Source organism: Streptomyces sp. NPDC012825 (assembly GCF_042900925.1).
Lineage (GTDB): Bacteria > Actinomycetota > Actinomycetes > Streptomycetales > Streptomycetaceae > Streptomyces.
Genome location: NZ_JBIBBZ010000001.1, coordinates 1,068,042 through 1,082,796 on the forward strand (window position 1 = coordinate 1,068,042; position 14,755 = coordinate 1,082,796).

The following is a 14,755-nucleotide window of genomic DNA, read 5'->3' on the forward strand; positions in this document are numbered from 1 at the left end:
CTCACCTTTCGCGTCACTCCTTCGGCGCCGGACGCCGTCTCTCGCGGGCGCGCCTTCCACGGCGTACGGGGCGCGGGTGGGCCCCGGCCCGAGAACGGCGCCCGGGCCGAGCGGCGGGAAAGCTCCGGCGGAGCCGCTCCGCGCACCAGTCTCGCCCCATCGCCTGACAGACGGGCCCGGGAGGGGCAGACTGCACTGCACGTTCGTCGCTTCGGGGAGACCGTGTGAGTCGTTTTCCATTACGTTCGCGTCTGGTCGCGGGTGCCGTCGGCACGGCATGGGTGATGACGGCGTGCGGCGGCCCGGTCGGTGACGACCGGGGAAGCGGGGACCGCCCGGCCGGAGGTACGGCGCGAACGGTGCCCCGGGCCGGCGCCACCTCCCCGGCACCGGCGGCGCCCGTGTCGCCGGAGCCCACGGCGACGTCTGGCCAGGAGCTGGCGACCTACCCCTTCGATTTCCCGCCGCACCTCGTGTCGGACGGCCGTACGCTGGCGGTCTTCGACTCCCCGGCGGGAGGCGGCCATCGGCTGGATCTGTTCGACCTGCGCAGCGGACGGAAGACGAACACGCTCGCTCTGGAGACGTCCGACCAGTGGAAGAACGCGTGTGCGCTCACGCTCGTTCCGCAGGAACGGGGGGGACACTCGCTCATCGTCTCCACGAGCGTCGTGGCGCGGCCGGCCGAGGGGATCCATCCCGCACGGGGCACCCTCTCTCTGCGCGCCCACGACGCGGTGACCGGATCCTTGCTGTGGAAGAAGGACGTGGAGAGGGACAGCACGCAGTGGGGGAGCAGCTGCGAGGGCGCGACCACCACGGAGCTCACCCTGTCCGCCACCTCCGACGGGACTCACGCCCTCCTCTCTCCGGGTCTGAAGACCTACCTCGTCCGGCTCGCCGACGGTGTCACGCGACAGGTTCCGGAAGAGACGGTCGTCCTGGACCGCTGGCTCGGCCTGCCCCGCGGGAGTTCCTCCGACACCGGCGCGGTCTCCGTGGACATCCAGGCGCCCGCCACCGGCAGGAAGCTCGGAACCGTCGCCGAGCCGGTCACGGCGGACAGCGAGGACCTCGGGAAGACCACCGCCCACCGAGGGATCCTGATCGCCCTCGACAGCGAGGACGCCCAGGGGGAGAACGCCATGAGGGGGTACTCCCTCCCCTCGGGGAAGCCCGTCTGGTCCCTGCGGCATTCGGACACCGGACACGACGACTGGGTCACCATGGACCTGGACCCGGCCACGGGGACCGCCATCGTTCACGACAACGGTGGAGGCTCGCTCGGCGCGCTCGCGGCCGTCGACACGGCGTCCGGAAAGCTGCGGTGGAAGATCGACGGGTCGGACGACTTCTGCGGGATCGCGGATGGTCGCGTCTACCTCCGGGCCAACGATCAACTGGCCGTTCTCGACGCGACGTCCAAGCGGCAGGTGCGCTTCGACGCCCAGGACACCGAATGTCCGGACGTCCTCCCCGGAGTGCTGAGGTACACCGACGAGGAACAGCAGGACACCACCGCCACGTACCAGTACAGGATCGCGATCCCATGACCTTTGAGACAACCGACTACTTCATCAGCTACACCGGTGCCGACAAGAACTGGGCCGCGTGGACGAACGACGTCCTCGAAGGCGCCGGCTACCGCACGGTCGTCCAGCTACTGGACTTCACCGCCGGCGGGAACTTCGTCACGGACATGGACGACGCCCTGCGCAGCGCCCGGCGGATCATCCTGATCCTCACTCCCGCCTTCCTGGAGTCCGGGATGACGAAAGCCGAATGGACCACCGTGTTCCGCAAGGATCCGGACGGCTCCCGTCGCCTGATCGTCCCCGTGATGGTGAAGCCCACGGAGGTCGAGGGACTCCTCGGCCCCCGGACGAGGATCTCGCTGGTCGGCCTGGACGAGGACACCGCCCGCGGCAGGCTCCTCGACGGCTTGCGCCCCGCCCGCTCCCGTCCCCGCCCTCCCGCCCCCTTCCCGGGTGCCGGATGACCGTCGACTTCTTCATCTCCTACGCCGACGAGGACCTCACGTGGGCCGAATGGATCGGCTGGCAGCTCGAGAACGAGGGATACACGGTCCGGCTGGGTGCCTGGGACCATGAGACCCCCGGAGACAACAGCGTCCTGGCCCGTGACCGGGACCTGCGAGCGGCGAAACGCCTGATCGCCGTCGTCTCGACCTCCTACCACTTCTCTTCGCGCGGCGGCGCGGAGTGGTCGTCCTTCGCTCGCGACGACCCGTCCGGCGAAGGGCTCACCGTGCTTCCCGTGGAGGTCGAGCCGACGTCGACCGGAGCCCTGTTGGGCAACCTCACCCCTGTGGTCCTGCACGGTCTGCCCGAGGCGCGCGCCGCTGCCGTACTCAAACGGGCCGTCACCCACACGCGCCTCAAGCCCTCGCAGCGCCCGGGGTTCCCCGGGCGCGGGGCGCCGCGCTTTCCCCGCCGCGCCACCCCGGCCGGCATGCGCGGCGACACGAAGTTCCTCCTGGGCCTGCTGGTGCTGGACACCCTGGGGTTCCTGTACGGCGCCGCCGCCTACAACGGCGACGGAGGGAGCGGGGACCTGAAGCGGGCCGTCATCGCGCTCGTGATGCTCGTGTTCACCGTCGCCACTCTCAAACGGTGGTTCGCACGCCGCTTCTGACCCGGGGCGGGCCCCGGACTACTCGACCGGGGGCAGGACGCGGATCAGCGCGTCGTCGTCGGAGTAGTAGGAGTACTCGCCGAGCGGCTGTCCGCAGTCGGTCCGATCGGGGGTGTAGGCCAGCTGGCGGCCTGTTCGGGGATCGATCACCACCAGCTGGTTGTTCGTCTCGACCGCGACACCGGCGGAATTCGCCGTGCAGACTTCGAGGTCGGGAATCTCCCACAGCTTTTTCCCGTCACTCAGGGAAAGGCCCAGTTCTTTCTGCGGCTCCTCGGGGGCGACGCCTTTCGCGTCGGCCGCCGCCAGGTCGGGAAAGATCACCACGCCGGCGTCCTCGACGAGCGTCACCTTCTCACTGATCGGCCCCGAGTACGAGACTCCCTTGATCTCCCAGTTCACCTTTCCGGTCGCCAGTGACCGGGACTGCAGTGCGTAGGAGAGCGGGTCTCCGGACATGCGGCGGGCAATGAAGAGGGTGGACCCGTCGGAGGACGTGGCGAACTTGCCGGGCACATCGGAAAGGGCGCCGATGACGTCGTGCTCCGGAAAGGAGAAAAGTGTCCGTCCAGTCGCCGGGTCGGTGACCGGTACCGATTTCATCCCGTTGAGACAATTGGCGCATACGCCGTCGAACACCAGGATGTGATTTCCCACGGCGCGGGGGACGATCCCGTCACCGAGGGCGCGGGACGTGCCGTCGGTCAGGTCGATGACCCACTGGCTGAACGCGAGCCACTTCTCGTCCCTGGTGACGGTGGCCTCCTGGGGATCCTGGCAGCTGAGGGCTTCCTCGGAGTCCGCGACGAGCGGCTTGCTCCAGCGCTGTTCGTACGTCTTGGCGTCCGTGGCGACGATCGACAGGGTCCACGTCTCCGGCGCCAGTCCGGCGGCCGGTTTCTCCGTGACCCTGCCCCAGATCAGCGATCCGGACTCGGGCGACGAGTCGACGACCGCGAGAATGCAACCGCCTTCGAATCCCGCGATGCCGGAACGCGCGATTTCCGTTCCGTTCGCCGCGTGGGTGATGACGCTTTCCTCGCCGACGGTCACGAAGAACTCGGAGTTCGAATGAAAGCTATTCACGTCGTCGATCGTGGCGGATTTCGTGAACAGCTTCTCGTTCGGATCGCTCGAACCGGATGAATTCTTCTTTTCGTCCGGGGTTTCTTTTGAAGAGGAAGCCTCCGGTGACGGGGGAGGATTCTTGCCGTCCCCTTGCGGGGCGCAGGCCACTAGCAGGAACAATGCCGACAGCACGGCAGGAAAAATCCTTTTGTATGCCACAGTGCGACCGTACCAGCGCGCGTACGAAGGTGTCCCGGGAACCGCGAAACGGTGACGAGGCCGGTGGGACCTCAGCACTCGATGATGTTCACCGCGAGCCCGCCCCGCGCCGTCTCCTTGTACTTCACGCTCATGTCGGCGCCCGTCTCCTTCATGGTCTTGATGACCTTGTCGAGGGAGACCAGGTGGCTGCCGTCGCCGCGCATCGACATCTTCGCGGCCGTGACCGCCTTGACCGCCGCCATGCCGTTGCGCTCGATGCAGGGGATCTGGACCAGGCCGCCGACCGGGTCGCAGGTCAGGCCCAGGTTGTGCTCCATGCCGATCTCGGCGGCGTTCTCTACCTGCTCCGGGGAGCCGCCCAGGACCTCGGCGAGGGCGCCGGCCGCCATCGAGCAGGCCGAGCCGACCTCGCCCTGGCAGCCGACCTCGGCGCCGGAGATCGAGGCGTTCTCCTTGAAGAGCATGCCGACCGCGCCGGCCGCGAGGAGGAAGCGGACCACGCCGTCCTCGTCCGCGCCGGGGACGAAGTTCATGTAGTAGTGCAGGACGGCGGGGATGATGCCGGCCGCGCCGTTCGTCGGGGCCGTGACCACCCGCCCGCCCGCCGCGTTCTCCTCGTTCACCGCCATCGCGTACAGGGTGATCCACTCCATGGCGTGCGCCTCCGGGTTCCCCTCGGAGCGCAGCTTGCGGGCGGAGTTCGCGGCGCGGCGGCGGACCTTCAGGCCGCCGGGCAGGATGCCCTCGCGGGACATGCCGCGCGAGACGCAGGACTGCATGACCCGCCAGATCTCCAGCAGGCCCGCCCGGATCTCGTCCTCGGTGCGCCAGGCCTTCTCGTTCTCCAGCATCATCGCGGAGATCGACAGGCCGGTCTCCTTCGCGAGGCGGAGCAGCTCGTCGCCGGTGCGGAAGGGGTACTTCAGGACCGTGTCGTCCGGGACGATCGGGTTCTCGCCGGCCACCGCGTCCTCGTCGACCACGAAGCCGCCGCCGACCGAGTAGTACGTCTTCTCCAGGACGAGCCCGCCCTCCGCGTCGTACGCGAAGACCGTCATGCCGTTGGCGTGGTACGGGAGCGCCTTGCGCCGGTGCAGGACCAGGTCGGCGTCGAAGTCGAAGGGGATCTCGTGGGCGCCGAGCAGGTTGATCCGGCCGCTCGCCTTGATCCGCTCGAACTCCTCGTCCGCGTGCTCCACGTCGACCGTGCGGGGCGAGTTCCCCTCCAGGCCGAGCAGGACGGCCTTGGGGGTGCCGTGGCCGTGGCCGGTGGCGCCGAGGGAGCCGTACAGCTCCGCCCGCACCTTCGCGGTGTGGGCCAGCAGGCCCTCGTTCTTCAGGCGGCGGGCGAACATCCGGGCCGCGCGCATGGGGCCCACCGTGTGGGAGCTCGACGGACCGATGCCGATCGAGAACAGGTCGAAGACCGAGATGGCCACGGGATGACTCCTTGTGGGGGGCTGGACGTCGTTGTCTGCCGGGGTGGTGCAGAGAGCGCGTGGGCGGGGGACATGGATCGGGGCACCGCGCCCGTTGTTCCAGTGTGCGCGGTGCCCCGGATGTCCGTACGAACAAAAGCGTACGAAATTACTAAGGTGTCACTTCAGGCCGGGGTACAGCGGGTGCTTGTCCGCGAGGGCGGTCACCCGGGCCTTGAGGGCCTCGGCCTTCTCGGCGTCGAAGCCCGGCTTGAGGGTCTCGGCGATGACGTCCGCGACCTCGCGGAAGTCCTCGGCCCCGAAACCGCGGGTCGCGAGCGCCGGCGTGCCGATGCGCAGGCCGGAGGTGACCATCGGGGGACGCGGGTCGTTCGGGACCGCGTTCCGGTTGACCGTGATGCCGACCTCGTGGAGGCGGTCCTCGGCCTGCTGGCCGTCCAGCTCCGACTCCCGCAGGTCGACCAGGAGCAGGTGCACGTCCGTGCCGCCGGACAGGACCGAGACGCCGTGGGCGGTCACGTCGTCCCGCACCAGGCGCTCGGCGATGATCCGGGCGCCCTCCAGGGTGCGCTCCTGGCGCTCCTTGAACTCCTCCGAGGCCGCGACCTTGAAGGAGACGGCCTTGGCCGCGATCACGTGCTCCAGGGGGCCGCCCTGGAAGCCCGGGAAGACGGAGGAGTTCAGCTTCTTCGCGAACTCCTTCTTCGCCAGGATGATGCCGCCGCGCGGGCCGCCGAGCGTCTTGTGCGTGGTGGAGGTCACCACGTCCGCGTGCTCGACCGGGTTCGGGTGCAGACCGGCGGCGACCAGGCCCGCGAAGTGGGCCATGTCGACCCACAGGCGGGCGCCGACCTCGTCCGCGATCCGGCGGAACTCCGCGAAGTCCAGCTGGCGCGGGTACGCCGACCAGCCCGCGATGATCACCTTCGGGCGGTGCTCCTTGGCGAGGCTCTCGACCTCGGCCATGTCGACCAGACCGGCCCCGTCCACGTGGTACGCGACCACGTTGAACTGCTTGCCGGAGAAGTTCAGGCGCATGCCGTGGGTGAGGTGGCCGCCGTGCGCCAGGTCCAGGCCCAGGATCGTGTCGCCCGGCTGGGCGATCGCGAAGAGGGCGGCCTGGTTCGCGGAGGCGCCGGAGTGCGGCTGGACGTTGGCGTACTCGGCGCCGAACAGGTCCTTGAGCCGGTCGATCGCGATCTGCTCGGCCACGTCGACGTGCTCGCAGCCGCCGTAGTAGCGGCGGCCCGGGTAGCCCTCGGCGTACTTGTTGGTGAGGACGGAGCCCTGGGCCTCCATGACCGCGACCGGAGCGAAGTTCTCCGAGGCGATCATCTCGAGGGTGGACTGCTGACGGCGGAGCTCGGCGTCGACGGCGGCGGCGACGTCGGGGTCCAGCTCGTGGAGGGGAGTGTTCAGAAGCGACATGAATCGATCCCTAAGGGGTTTCGGGCCCGGTCTCAGTTCCCGGCGGAGAACGCGGCGTACTCGTCGGCGGTGAGCAGGTCGTCCGGCTCACCTGCGACGCGCACCTTGAACAGCCAGCCACCCTCGAACGGAGCCGTGTTCACCAGGGACGGGTCGTCCACCACGTCCTGGTTGGAGGCGACGACCTCGCCCGAGACTGGGGAGTAGAGGTCGCTCACGGACTTCGTCGACTCCAGCTCACCGCAGGTCTCGCCCGCGGTGACGGTGTCGCCGACCTCGGGGAGCTGGGCGTAGACGACGTCACCGAGCGCGTTGGCCGCGAACTCCGTGATGCCGACGGTCGCGACGCCTTCCTCGGCGTCCGACAGCCACTCGTGCTCCTTGGTGTACCGCAGCTGCTGGGGGTTGCTCATGACCTGATTCTCCTGGATCGGGGGAGTGCTGATGAACGTCGGTCTTGCGGGGTGAGACGCCTGGTGGGACGAACGCGTCACTTCTGGCGCTTGTAGAACGGCAGCGCCACGACCTCGTACGGCTCGTGCGTGCCCCGTATGTCCACGCCCACACCCGGGGTGCCGGGCTCCGCGTGCGCCGCGTCCACGTACGCCATCGCGATCGGCTTCCCGAGCGTCGGGGACGGGGCGCCGGAGGTGACCTCGCCGACGACCTCGCCGTCCTTGACGACGGAGAACCCGGCGCGCGGGACCCGACGGCCCTCGGCGACCAGGCCGACCAGCCTGCGCGGCGGGGCGGTCTCGGCGCGCTCGGCGGCCTTCTCCAGGGCCTCGCGGCCGACGAAGCGGCCCTCGTTGGTCGTCTTCTCGAACTTCACGACCCGGCCGAGACCGGCGTCGAAGGGGGTCAGGGAGGTGGTCAGCTCGTGGCCGTACAGCGGCATGCCCGCCTCCAGGCGGAGCGTGTCGCGGCAGGACAGGCCGCAGGGGATCAGGCCGACGCCCTCACCCGCCCCGGTCAGCGCCCTCCACACGCCCTCGGCGTGCTCCGGCCTCAGGAAGAGCTCGAAGCCGTCCTCGCCGGTGTAGCCGGTGCGGGCGATCAGCGCGGGCACGCCCGCGACCGTGCCCGGCAGGCCGGCGTAGTACTTCAGGCCGTCCAGGTCGGCGTCGGTGACCGACTTCAGGATGCCGGGGGACTCCGGGCCCTGAACCGCGATCAGGGCGTACGCGTCGCGGTCGTCGCGGACCTCGGCGTCGAAGCCGGCCGCGCGCTCGGTGAGGGCGTCCAGGACGATCTGGGCGTTGGAGGCGTTGGCCACCACCATGTACTCGGTCTCGCCCAGGCGGTAGACGATCAGGTCGTCCAGGATGCCGCCGTCCTCGCGACAGATCATCGTGTACCGGGCGCGGCCGGTGCCCACCGTGGAGATGTTGCCGACCAGGGCGAAGTCGAGCAGCTCGACGGCCTGTGGCCCGGTGACGGTGATCTCGCCCATGTGGGAGAGGTCGAAGAGGCCGGCCCGGGTGCGGACGGCGTTGTGCTCGTCGCGCTCGCTGCCGTACCGCAGGGGCATGTCCCAGCCCGCGAAGTCGGTCATGGTCGCGCCCAGGGAACGATGCAGGGCATCGAGGGCGGTGAGGCGGGGGGCGGTGGTCATGGGGTGGCTCCCGGGTCCCAAGGGCGTTCGGTGACGAAGACATGACGGGCGAGGACGTCCTCCCCATCTGTCATGGAACCTGAGAGGTTCACCGGGGGCATCTCGTCACCGAGAGCCCGGCTTGCACCTTGGGTGGGGACACGACGGTGTCCCGCTTTTCAGATCTGCCTCATCCACGCGGTACGGGGCCTGAGAGATTCAAGGGAGGGTCTTGCTCCTTCGGCGCCCGGACGCACTCCGTGGTGACCCACTTCGTGGCCGGAACTCTCCCGCGCGGATTCGAACGGCCGGTATGCGGTTGTGGCAGGCGACCGTGGGCGCCTGGCGCGCACATCATTGCACGCGGTGTCGGCACGGCAAATCACTTGTGTCCCATTACCGTTTCTTTACACTTCTTGGGAAGGGTCTCCCGAGACCCGTCAGGGGGAGCAGCGATGACGATCCAGCACACCGGCGCCTATGCGACGGGCACCGGCATACCGTCCCCACGGGCCCGCGCCCGGACCCGGGGACGGGGCCGGCTCCTGCGGGACCTGCGCGGGCGCGGCGGCCGGGGCCCCCGCGCCCTCGCCTTCGCGGCCGGGGACCTCGTGGTCGTCTCCGGGCTGCCCGGCAGCGGCAAGTCCACCCTCATGAAGCGGACCGCCGGGGACCGGGGCGTCGACTCCCAGGACGCCCGGGAGCGCTGGGAGGCCCGGATGCCCCGCCGCCTGCCGTACGCCCTCTACCGCCCCCTGGTCCGGATCGCGCACTACGCCGGGCTGCGCCGCGCCCTGCGCTCCGGCGCGAGCGTGGTCGTGCACGACTGCGGCACCCAGTCCTGGGTGCGCGGCTGGCTCGCCCGCGAGGCCCGCCGGCGGGGGAGCGAGCTGCACCTGGTCCTCCTCGACGTCACCCCGGACACCGCCAGGGCCGGGCAGCACGCCCGCGGCCGGGGCGTCTCCGCGTACGCCTTCGCCCGGCACCGCCGCGCGGTCGGGCGGCTGCTGCGGGCCGCCGGGACCGGCCGGCTCCCGCACGGCTGCGCCTCGGCGACCCTGCTCGACCGGGACGCCGCCGACACCCTCCGGACGATCACCTTCGGGGAGGCGGTCTGACCCCTCTCGTCGCGCGTCCGGGGCGCCCGTACCCCTCCCTTCCGGCCACGGCGGCGCCGGGGCGGCGTTAGGGTGCTGCGGGGCGGCCGGGTACGGCAGGCCGGGCGGGAAGGGGAACGGGACCGTGGACGTGACGTGGCCGGGCAACGAGCTCGAAGAGGTGCTTGCCGCCTCGCTCGGCGATCCCGGGGCGGGGGCCCGCCTCCTGGAGGTGCTGGGCCGCAGCCCGGTCTGGGTCCCCCTGCCCAACGGCGGCGGTCCCGACAGCCCCGACCTGGACCTCGCCACCATGGAGATCGAGGGCGCGGCCTACGTCCCCGTCTTCAGCTCCGAGCAGCAGCTCCGCGCCTGCGCCGGCGACCACATGTCCTTCGCCGTCGCCCCCGCCCGCGACTTCGCCCGCGGCCTGCCCCCGCAGCTCGGCATCGCCGTGAACCCCGGCGGCACCGTCGGCGTCCCGCTGCCCCCGCCCGCCGTCGCCGAGCTCTGCCGCGCCGGCCGGACCCCGCTCGACGGCCCCGCGTCCGGCGGCCGCGTCCGGCTCTTCGAGCCCGACTGGCAGGACGACCCCGTCGACTTCCTCGCCGCCGCCTCCGCCGAGTTCGAGGCCACCGGCGTCGTCGCCAGCGCCCGCCGCGCCCTCGCCAGCGTCGAGGGCACCGAACCGGCCCTCTTCATCGGCGTCCGGCTCTCCCACTGGGAGGGCGCCGACCGCACCGCCCCCCTGGACGCCCTCGGCCGGGCCCTCGGCCGCGTCGAGGTCGCCTGGCCGGTCAACCTCATCCTGCTCGACATGGCGCAGGACCCGGTGGGCGACTGGATGGTGGAGCGGGTCCGCCCCTTCTACCAGCGCGCCGCCGTGTGAGCGGCACCCTGTTTAAGCTGAACTGATTTCGACGGAACCGGTTCGACGGACCGGTTCGACGGCCGCACCTGACCCGGTGGCCGGACAGACGTGGTGGACGGAAGAGGGGCGGGACCCAGGGTGAGCGCGTCAGGCATCGCTCCGACCGGGCAGGTCGAGCACATGCTGGGCCAGGTGGCACCCGGACGCTACGACGCGTACGAGCGGCTGCTGCACGCCCTCGCCGACGGCGAGCTGCGGATGCTGCTCTGGCAGGGCGCGCCCGGCTCGCCCGACGCCCAGTACGGGAACATGGAGGTCGACGGCTTCGGCTACGCCCCCTGCGTCACCTCCGACCAGGAGCTCGCCGCCTCCGGCTGGAACCGCGCCCACGAACTCGTCACCGGCCGCGAGATCGCCCGCGCCCTCTACCCGGACCGCTGGGGCGTCTGGTTGAATCCGCACGCTCCCGGCGGCGGCGTCGGCATCCCCTGGGCCGACCTGCGCCGGATCGCCACCGGTCTCGACCGGATGCCCGCCGGGCCGCTGCGCGTCACCGAGCCCGCCCTGGAGATCCCGCAGTTCTACGCCCTGATCACGCAGAACGCGCACCGCACCCCGGCCGTCCGGGCGCTGCGGCGCGGCTGGGTGCAGCCCGCGCTCGGCTCCCCGTACCTCGTCATCGGGCTCGACCTGTACGACACCTCCCCGGCGGCCGTCGACACGGTGCGGTCGATGATGCGCCAGTCCATCGGCTCCGTCCCCGACGGGCTGCCCGTCTCGACGGTCGCCCTCTCCGACGCGTACGACCCGGTGGCGCTCTGGCTGCGGGCGAACGCGCGCCCCTTCTACGACCGCGAGGCGCACGCGGGGCGCGGCGCGGCCCCGGCCCCCGCCCCCGGGTACGGCTACCCGCCGGCGGCGCCGTCCGGATACTGAGACGCCTCCGGTTCCCCGTCCGTCCCGCCGGTCCCGTCGGAAGCCTTCGTTCGCCCCAATTGAAGAGGTCGAAGGACCAGTTGGGCGACATGTCCGATTGGGGGGAAGAGGGCCCGAGATGGTCCGCTCACACCCGCGTGACGTCCGGATAACGGAAGTCGTAGCACCGCATCACGTTTGAGCAACCATTCCCCGTCAGGGCTGGCGGGTGATCGCGAGCGCGTTGAAGACTCCCCGGAACACCGGGTGTTCCGCTCCTTTCGAGCAGGTACCCGGCAGGTTGTTCCACCGAGCCGCTACCCGCGGCGGGCAAGGGCCGGCTACCGGCGGCCGAGAGGGGTCCTCACCACGATGACGGCACCACTGCACGAGACCAGTGCGGGCGCGTCGACCGCCACCGTCGACGGCGTGCCCGCCGATCCCGGTTCCTCCGGCACCCCCGGCGCCTCCGACAAGGGGATCCAGGGCCGTTCGCCCTGGAAGATCGCCTGGACCCGCCTCAAGCGCGACAAGCTCGCCCTCGCCGGCGCCTGCGTCGTCGTCTTCCTCGTCCTGGTCGCGATCTTCGCGCCGGTCATCGTCGGTCTCCTCGGCCACCCGCCGGACGAGTTCCACGAGGACCAGATCGACCCGCTCTTCGGCACCCCGATCGGCTCCTGGGGCGGCATCAGCTCCGACTTCCTCCTCGGGGTCGAGCCGGTCAACGGCCGCGACGTCTTCAGCCGCATCGTCTACGGCGCCCGGATCTCGCTGCTCGTCGCCTTCCTGGCGGCGGTCTTCGCGGTCCTCCTCGGCACCGTCCTCGGCATCGTCGCGGGCTACTTCGGCGGCTGGATCGACGCGGCCCTCAGCCGGGTCATGGACGTCATGCTCGCCTTCCCGCAGCTGCTCTTCACGATCGCGCTGGTCTCGGTGCTGCCCAACGAGCTCCTGGGCCTCAACGGCTCGGGCGTTCGCATCGCCGCCCTGGTGGTGGTGATCGGCTTCTTCGGCTGGCCGTACGTCGGCCGGATCGTCCGCGGCCAGACCCTGTCGCTGCGCAACCGCGAGTACGTGGAGGCCGCCCAGAGCCTGGGCGCCGGCCGGTTCTACATCCTCCGCAAGGAGCTCCTGCCCAACCTGGTCGCCCCGATCATGGTCTACGCGACCCTCATGATCCCGACCAACATCCTCACCGAAGCGGCGCTCAGCTTCCTCGGCGCGGGCGTGAAGCCCCCCACCGCCTCCTGGGGGCAGATGCTGTCGACGGCCATCACGACCTATGAGGCGGATCCCCTGTTCATGGTGATCCCGGGCCTCGCCATCTTCATCACCGTCCTGGCGTTCAACCTCTTCGGCGACGGCGTGCGTGACGCGCTCGACCCGAAGGGCTCCCGCTGACCGTTCGCCGACGATCCGCAAGACCCGCCCCTGCCGCTGGCGACAGGAGGCCCATCCCCACCGGCGGACCGCTGTGACGGCCGCCACTATCCCGGAGGTTGCGAGACCCATGACCCTGATGAGCTCTCAGAGGCGCAGGATCGCCGCGGGCGCGCTGCTCGCGGCGGCCACGATGGTCGTCACCACGGCCTGTGGCGGTGGCAGCGGCGACAGCGGAAAGGGCGGCGCTCCCGGTTTCAACGCCGGTGTGAACAAGGTCGCCAACGCGTCCGACAAGAAGGGCGGCGAGCTGAAGTTCATCGGCTCGCAGGACGCCGACTTCTGGGACCCGCAGCGCGGTTACTACGGCTTCATGTGGGACTTCGCCCGCTACTACACCCGCCAGCTGGTCACCTTCAAGGCCGAGCCGGGCGCCGCCTCCACCGAGCTGGTCTCCGACCTCGCCACCGACACCGGCAAGGTCTCGCCCGACGGCCTCACCTACACCTTCACCCTGAAGGACGGGGTCACCTGGGAGGACGGCAAGCCGATCACCTCCAAGGACATCAAGTACGGCATCGAGCGCATCTGGGCCCAGGACGTCCTCTCCGGCGGCCCGATCTACCTCCAGCAGGTCCTCGACCCGAAGAACGAGTACAAGGGTCCCTACAAGGACACTGCCGCGGACAAGCTCGGCCTCAAGGCGATCGAGACCCCGGACGACAAGACCATCGTCTTCAAGCTGCCGGTCGCCAACGGCGACTTCCTGCAGATGCTGGCGATGCCCGCGGCCTCCCCGGTCCGCCAGGACAAGGACACCAAGGCCAAGTACACCCTCAAGCCGTTCTCCTCCGGCCCGTACAAGTGGGAGTCCTACACTCCCAACAAGTCGCTCAAGCTCGTCCGCAACGACAAGTGGGACGCCAAGTCCGACACCGTCCGCAAGGCCCTGCCGGACAAGATCAGCGTCACGTTCACCACGAACGCCGACGACATGGACAACCGCCTGATCGAGGGCGAGTACGACCTCGACATCAACGCGACCGGTGTCGGCACCGCCGCCCGCCAGAAGGTGCTCCAGCAGCACAAGGGCAACGTCGACAACCCGCAGACGGGCTTCATCCGCTACGCCGTCTTCCCGCAGACGGTCATCCCCGAGATCGAGTGCCGCAAGGCCATCATCTACGCGGCCGACACCAAGTCCCTGCAGACCGCCCGCGGCGGCCCGCAGGCCGGTGGCGACATCGCCACCAACATGCTGCCCCCGGCGATCAAGGGCGCCGACCCGAAGGCCGACCCGTACGGCAAGCTTGCCGGAGCGCCGGACCTCGCCAAGGCGAAGGAAGCACTCAAGAAGTGCGGCAAGCCGAACGGCTTCAAGACCACGATCGCGGTCCGCAACAACAAGAAGATCGAGATCGCGACCGCCGAGTCCCTCCAGCAGTCGCTGAAGGCCGTCGGCATCGAGGCCCAGATCGACCAGTTCGACGGCGCCCAGACCTCGGGCATCATCGGTTCGCCGAAGGTGGTCAAGGAGAAGGGCTACGGCATCATCATCATGGGCTGGGGCGCCGACTTCCCGTCGGGCCAGGGCTTCCTCCAGCCGCTGGTCGACGGCCGCTTCATCCTCCAGAGCGGCAACAACAACTTCTCCGAGCTGAACGACAAGGCCGTCAACGGCCTGTTCGACCAGGCGCTGAAGGAGACCGACCCGGCCAAGGCCGGCGAGCTCTACAAGCAGATCAACACGAAGGTGTCGGAGGCCGCGGTCTACCTGCCCTTCACCCACGAGAAGAACATCATCTGGCGCAGCTCCCGGCTGACCAACGTCTACACGGCGGACGCCTACAACGGCCGCTACGACTACGCGTCGCTCGGCGTCGTCAAGTAATCCGACCCGCTCCACCGGCGCACCACCCGCCGCCAGGTCCGAAGGGCAGGTGATGGCCGAGCGCGGCGGCCGGGGGGCCCCCGGGGGGGCCCCCCCCCCCCCCCCGCCCCCCCCCCGCGTTGCTTAAAAATACCCCCACGAGTGGGGGGGGGAGGGGTTCGGGTCGGACTACACGAGGGGGCGCGCAGCAAAATAATA

The 14,755-nt window shown here is 70.2% G+C and carries 13 protein-coding genes and 1 riboswitch; of the genes, 8 read left to right on the forward strand and 5 right to left on the reverse strand.

Features of this window, described 5'->3' with window-relative positions; translation table 11 throughout:
* The first annotated feature begins 359 nt into the window (after positions 1-359).
* Genes ACFY7E_RS05140 through ACFY7E_RS05150 form a run of 3 tightly spaced genes read left to right on the forward strand, consistent with a single transcriptional unit; the run spans position 360 to position 2,655 of the window.
* Entirely contained in the window at positions 360-1,553 is a 1,194-nt protein-coding gene (locus ACFY7E_RS05140) for a PQQ-binding-like beta-propeller repeat protein (protein WP_389480851.1), read from the forward strand.
* Positions 1,550-1,999, forward strand: a complete 450-nt coding sequence (locus ACFY7E_RS05145) for a toll/interleukin-1 receptor domain-containing protein (RefSeq protein ID WP_389480854.1) — start codon at positions 1,550-1,552, stop codon at positions 1,997-1,999. The genes ACFY7E_RS05140 and ACFY7E_RS05145 overlap by 4 nt, the downstream gene beginning before the upstream one ends.
* Positions 1,996-2,655 (forward strand): toll/interleukin-1 receptor domain-containing protein, encoded by a 660-nt coding sequence (locus ACFY7E_RS05150; RefSeq protein WP_389480856.1) that lies wholly within the window; start codon positions 1,996-1,998, stop codon positions 2,653-2,655. Before ACFY7E_RS05145 ends, ACFY7E_RS05150 begins: the two co-directional genes overlap by 4 nt.
* A gap of 18 nt (positions 2,656-2,673) precedes the next feature.
* Here the strand turns inward: ACFY7E_RS05150 and ACFY7E_RS05155 are convergent, their stop codons facing one another.
* The 5 genes from ACFY7E_RS05155 to gcvT form a co-directional block, all read right to left on the reverse strand.
* Positions 2,674-3,915 (reverse strand): hypothetical protein, encoded by a 1,242-nt coding sequence (locus ACFY7E_RS05155; protein ID WP_389480858.1) that lies wholly within the window; start codon positions 3,913-3,915, stop codon positions 2,674-2,676.
* Between the two features lie 98 nt (positions 3,916-4,013).
* Positions 4,014-5,384, reverse strand: a complete 1,371-nt coding sequence (locus ACFY7E_RS05160) for an L-serine ammonia-lyase (RefSeq protein ID WP_389480861.1) — start codon at positions 5,382-5,384, stop codon at positions 4,014-4,016.
* A gap of 159 nt (positions 5,385-5,543) precedes the next feature.
* Positions 5,544-6,812, reverse strand: a complete 1,269-nt coding sequence (gene glyA / locus ACFY7E_RS05165) for a serine hydroxymethyltransferase (RefSeq protein ID WP_389480863.1) — start codon at positions 6,810-6,812, stop codon at positions 5,544-5,546.
* 32 nt (positions 6,813-6,844) lie between these two features.
* The gene (gcvH, locus tag ACFY7E_RS05170; RefSeq protein WP_389480866.1) at positions 6,845-7,225 is read right to left on the reverse strand and encodes a glycine cleavage system protein GcvH; all 381 of its coding nucleotides are present in this window, start codon (positions 7,223-7,225) and stop codon (positions 6,845-6,847) included.
* A gap of 77 nt (positions 7,226-7,302) precedes the next feature.
* Positions 7,303-8,427, reverse strand: coding sequence for a glycine cleavage system aminomethyltransferase GcvT (gcvT, locus tag ACFY7E_RS05175; protein ID WP_389480868.1), 1,125 nt, complete (start codon positions 8,425-8,427; stop codon positions 7,303-7,305).
* Positions 8,428-8,595: 168 nt separating this feature from the next.
* Positions 8,596-8,709: riboswitch (glycine riboswitch) on the reverse strand.
* A 152-nt stretch (positions 8,710-8,861) separates the two neighbouring features.
* Between gcvT and ACFY7E_RS05180 the strand changes: the two genes are divergently transcribed.
* The 5 genes from ACFY7E_RS05180 (at position 8,862) to ACFY7E_RS05200 (ending at position 14,557) form a co-directional block, all read left to right on the forward strand.
* Positions 8,862-9,524, forward strand: coding sequence for an AAA family ATPase (locus tag ACFY7E_RS05180; RefSeq protein WP_389480871.1), 663 nt, complete (start codon positions 8,862-8,864; stop codon positions 9,522-9,524).
* 124 nt (positions 9,525-9,648) lie between these two features.
* Positions 9,649-10,389, forward strand: a complete 741-nt coding sequence (locus tag ACFY7E_RS05185; RefSeq protein ID WP_383444838.1) for an enhanced serine sensitivity protein SseB — start codon at positions 9,649-9,651, stop codon at positions 10,387-10,389.
* A 120-nt stretch (positions 10,390-10,509) separates the two neighbouring features.
* On the forward strand, positions 10,510-11,307 hold the full coding sequence (locus ACFY7E_RS05190) for an enhanced serine sensitivity protein SseB C-terminal domain-containing protein (protein ID WP_389480873.1): 798 nt from the start codon (positions 10,510-10,512) through the stop codon (positions 11,305-11,307).
* A gap of 351 nt (positions 11,308-11,658) precedes the next feature.
* On the forward strand, positions 11,659-12,687 hold the full coding sequence (locus tag ACFY7E_RS05195; protein ID WP_389480875.1) for an ABC transporter permease: 1,029 nt from the start codon (positions 11,659-11,661) through the stop codon (positions 12,685-12,687).
* Between the two features lie 109 nt (positions 12,688-12,796).
* Entirely contained in the window at positions 12,797-14,557 is a 1,761-nt protein-coding gene (locus tag ACFY7E_RS05200) for an ABC transporter substrate-binding protein (protein WP_389480876.1), read from the forward strand.
* Positions 14,558-14,755: the final 198 nt, after the last annotated feature.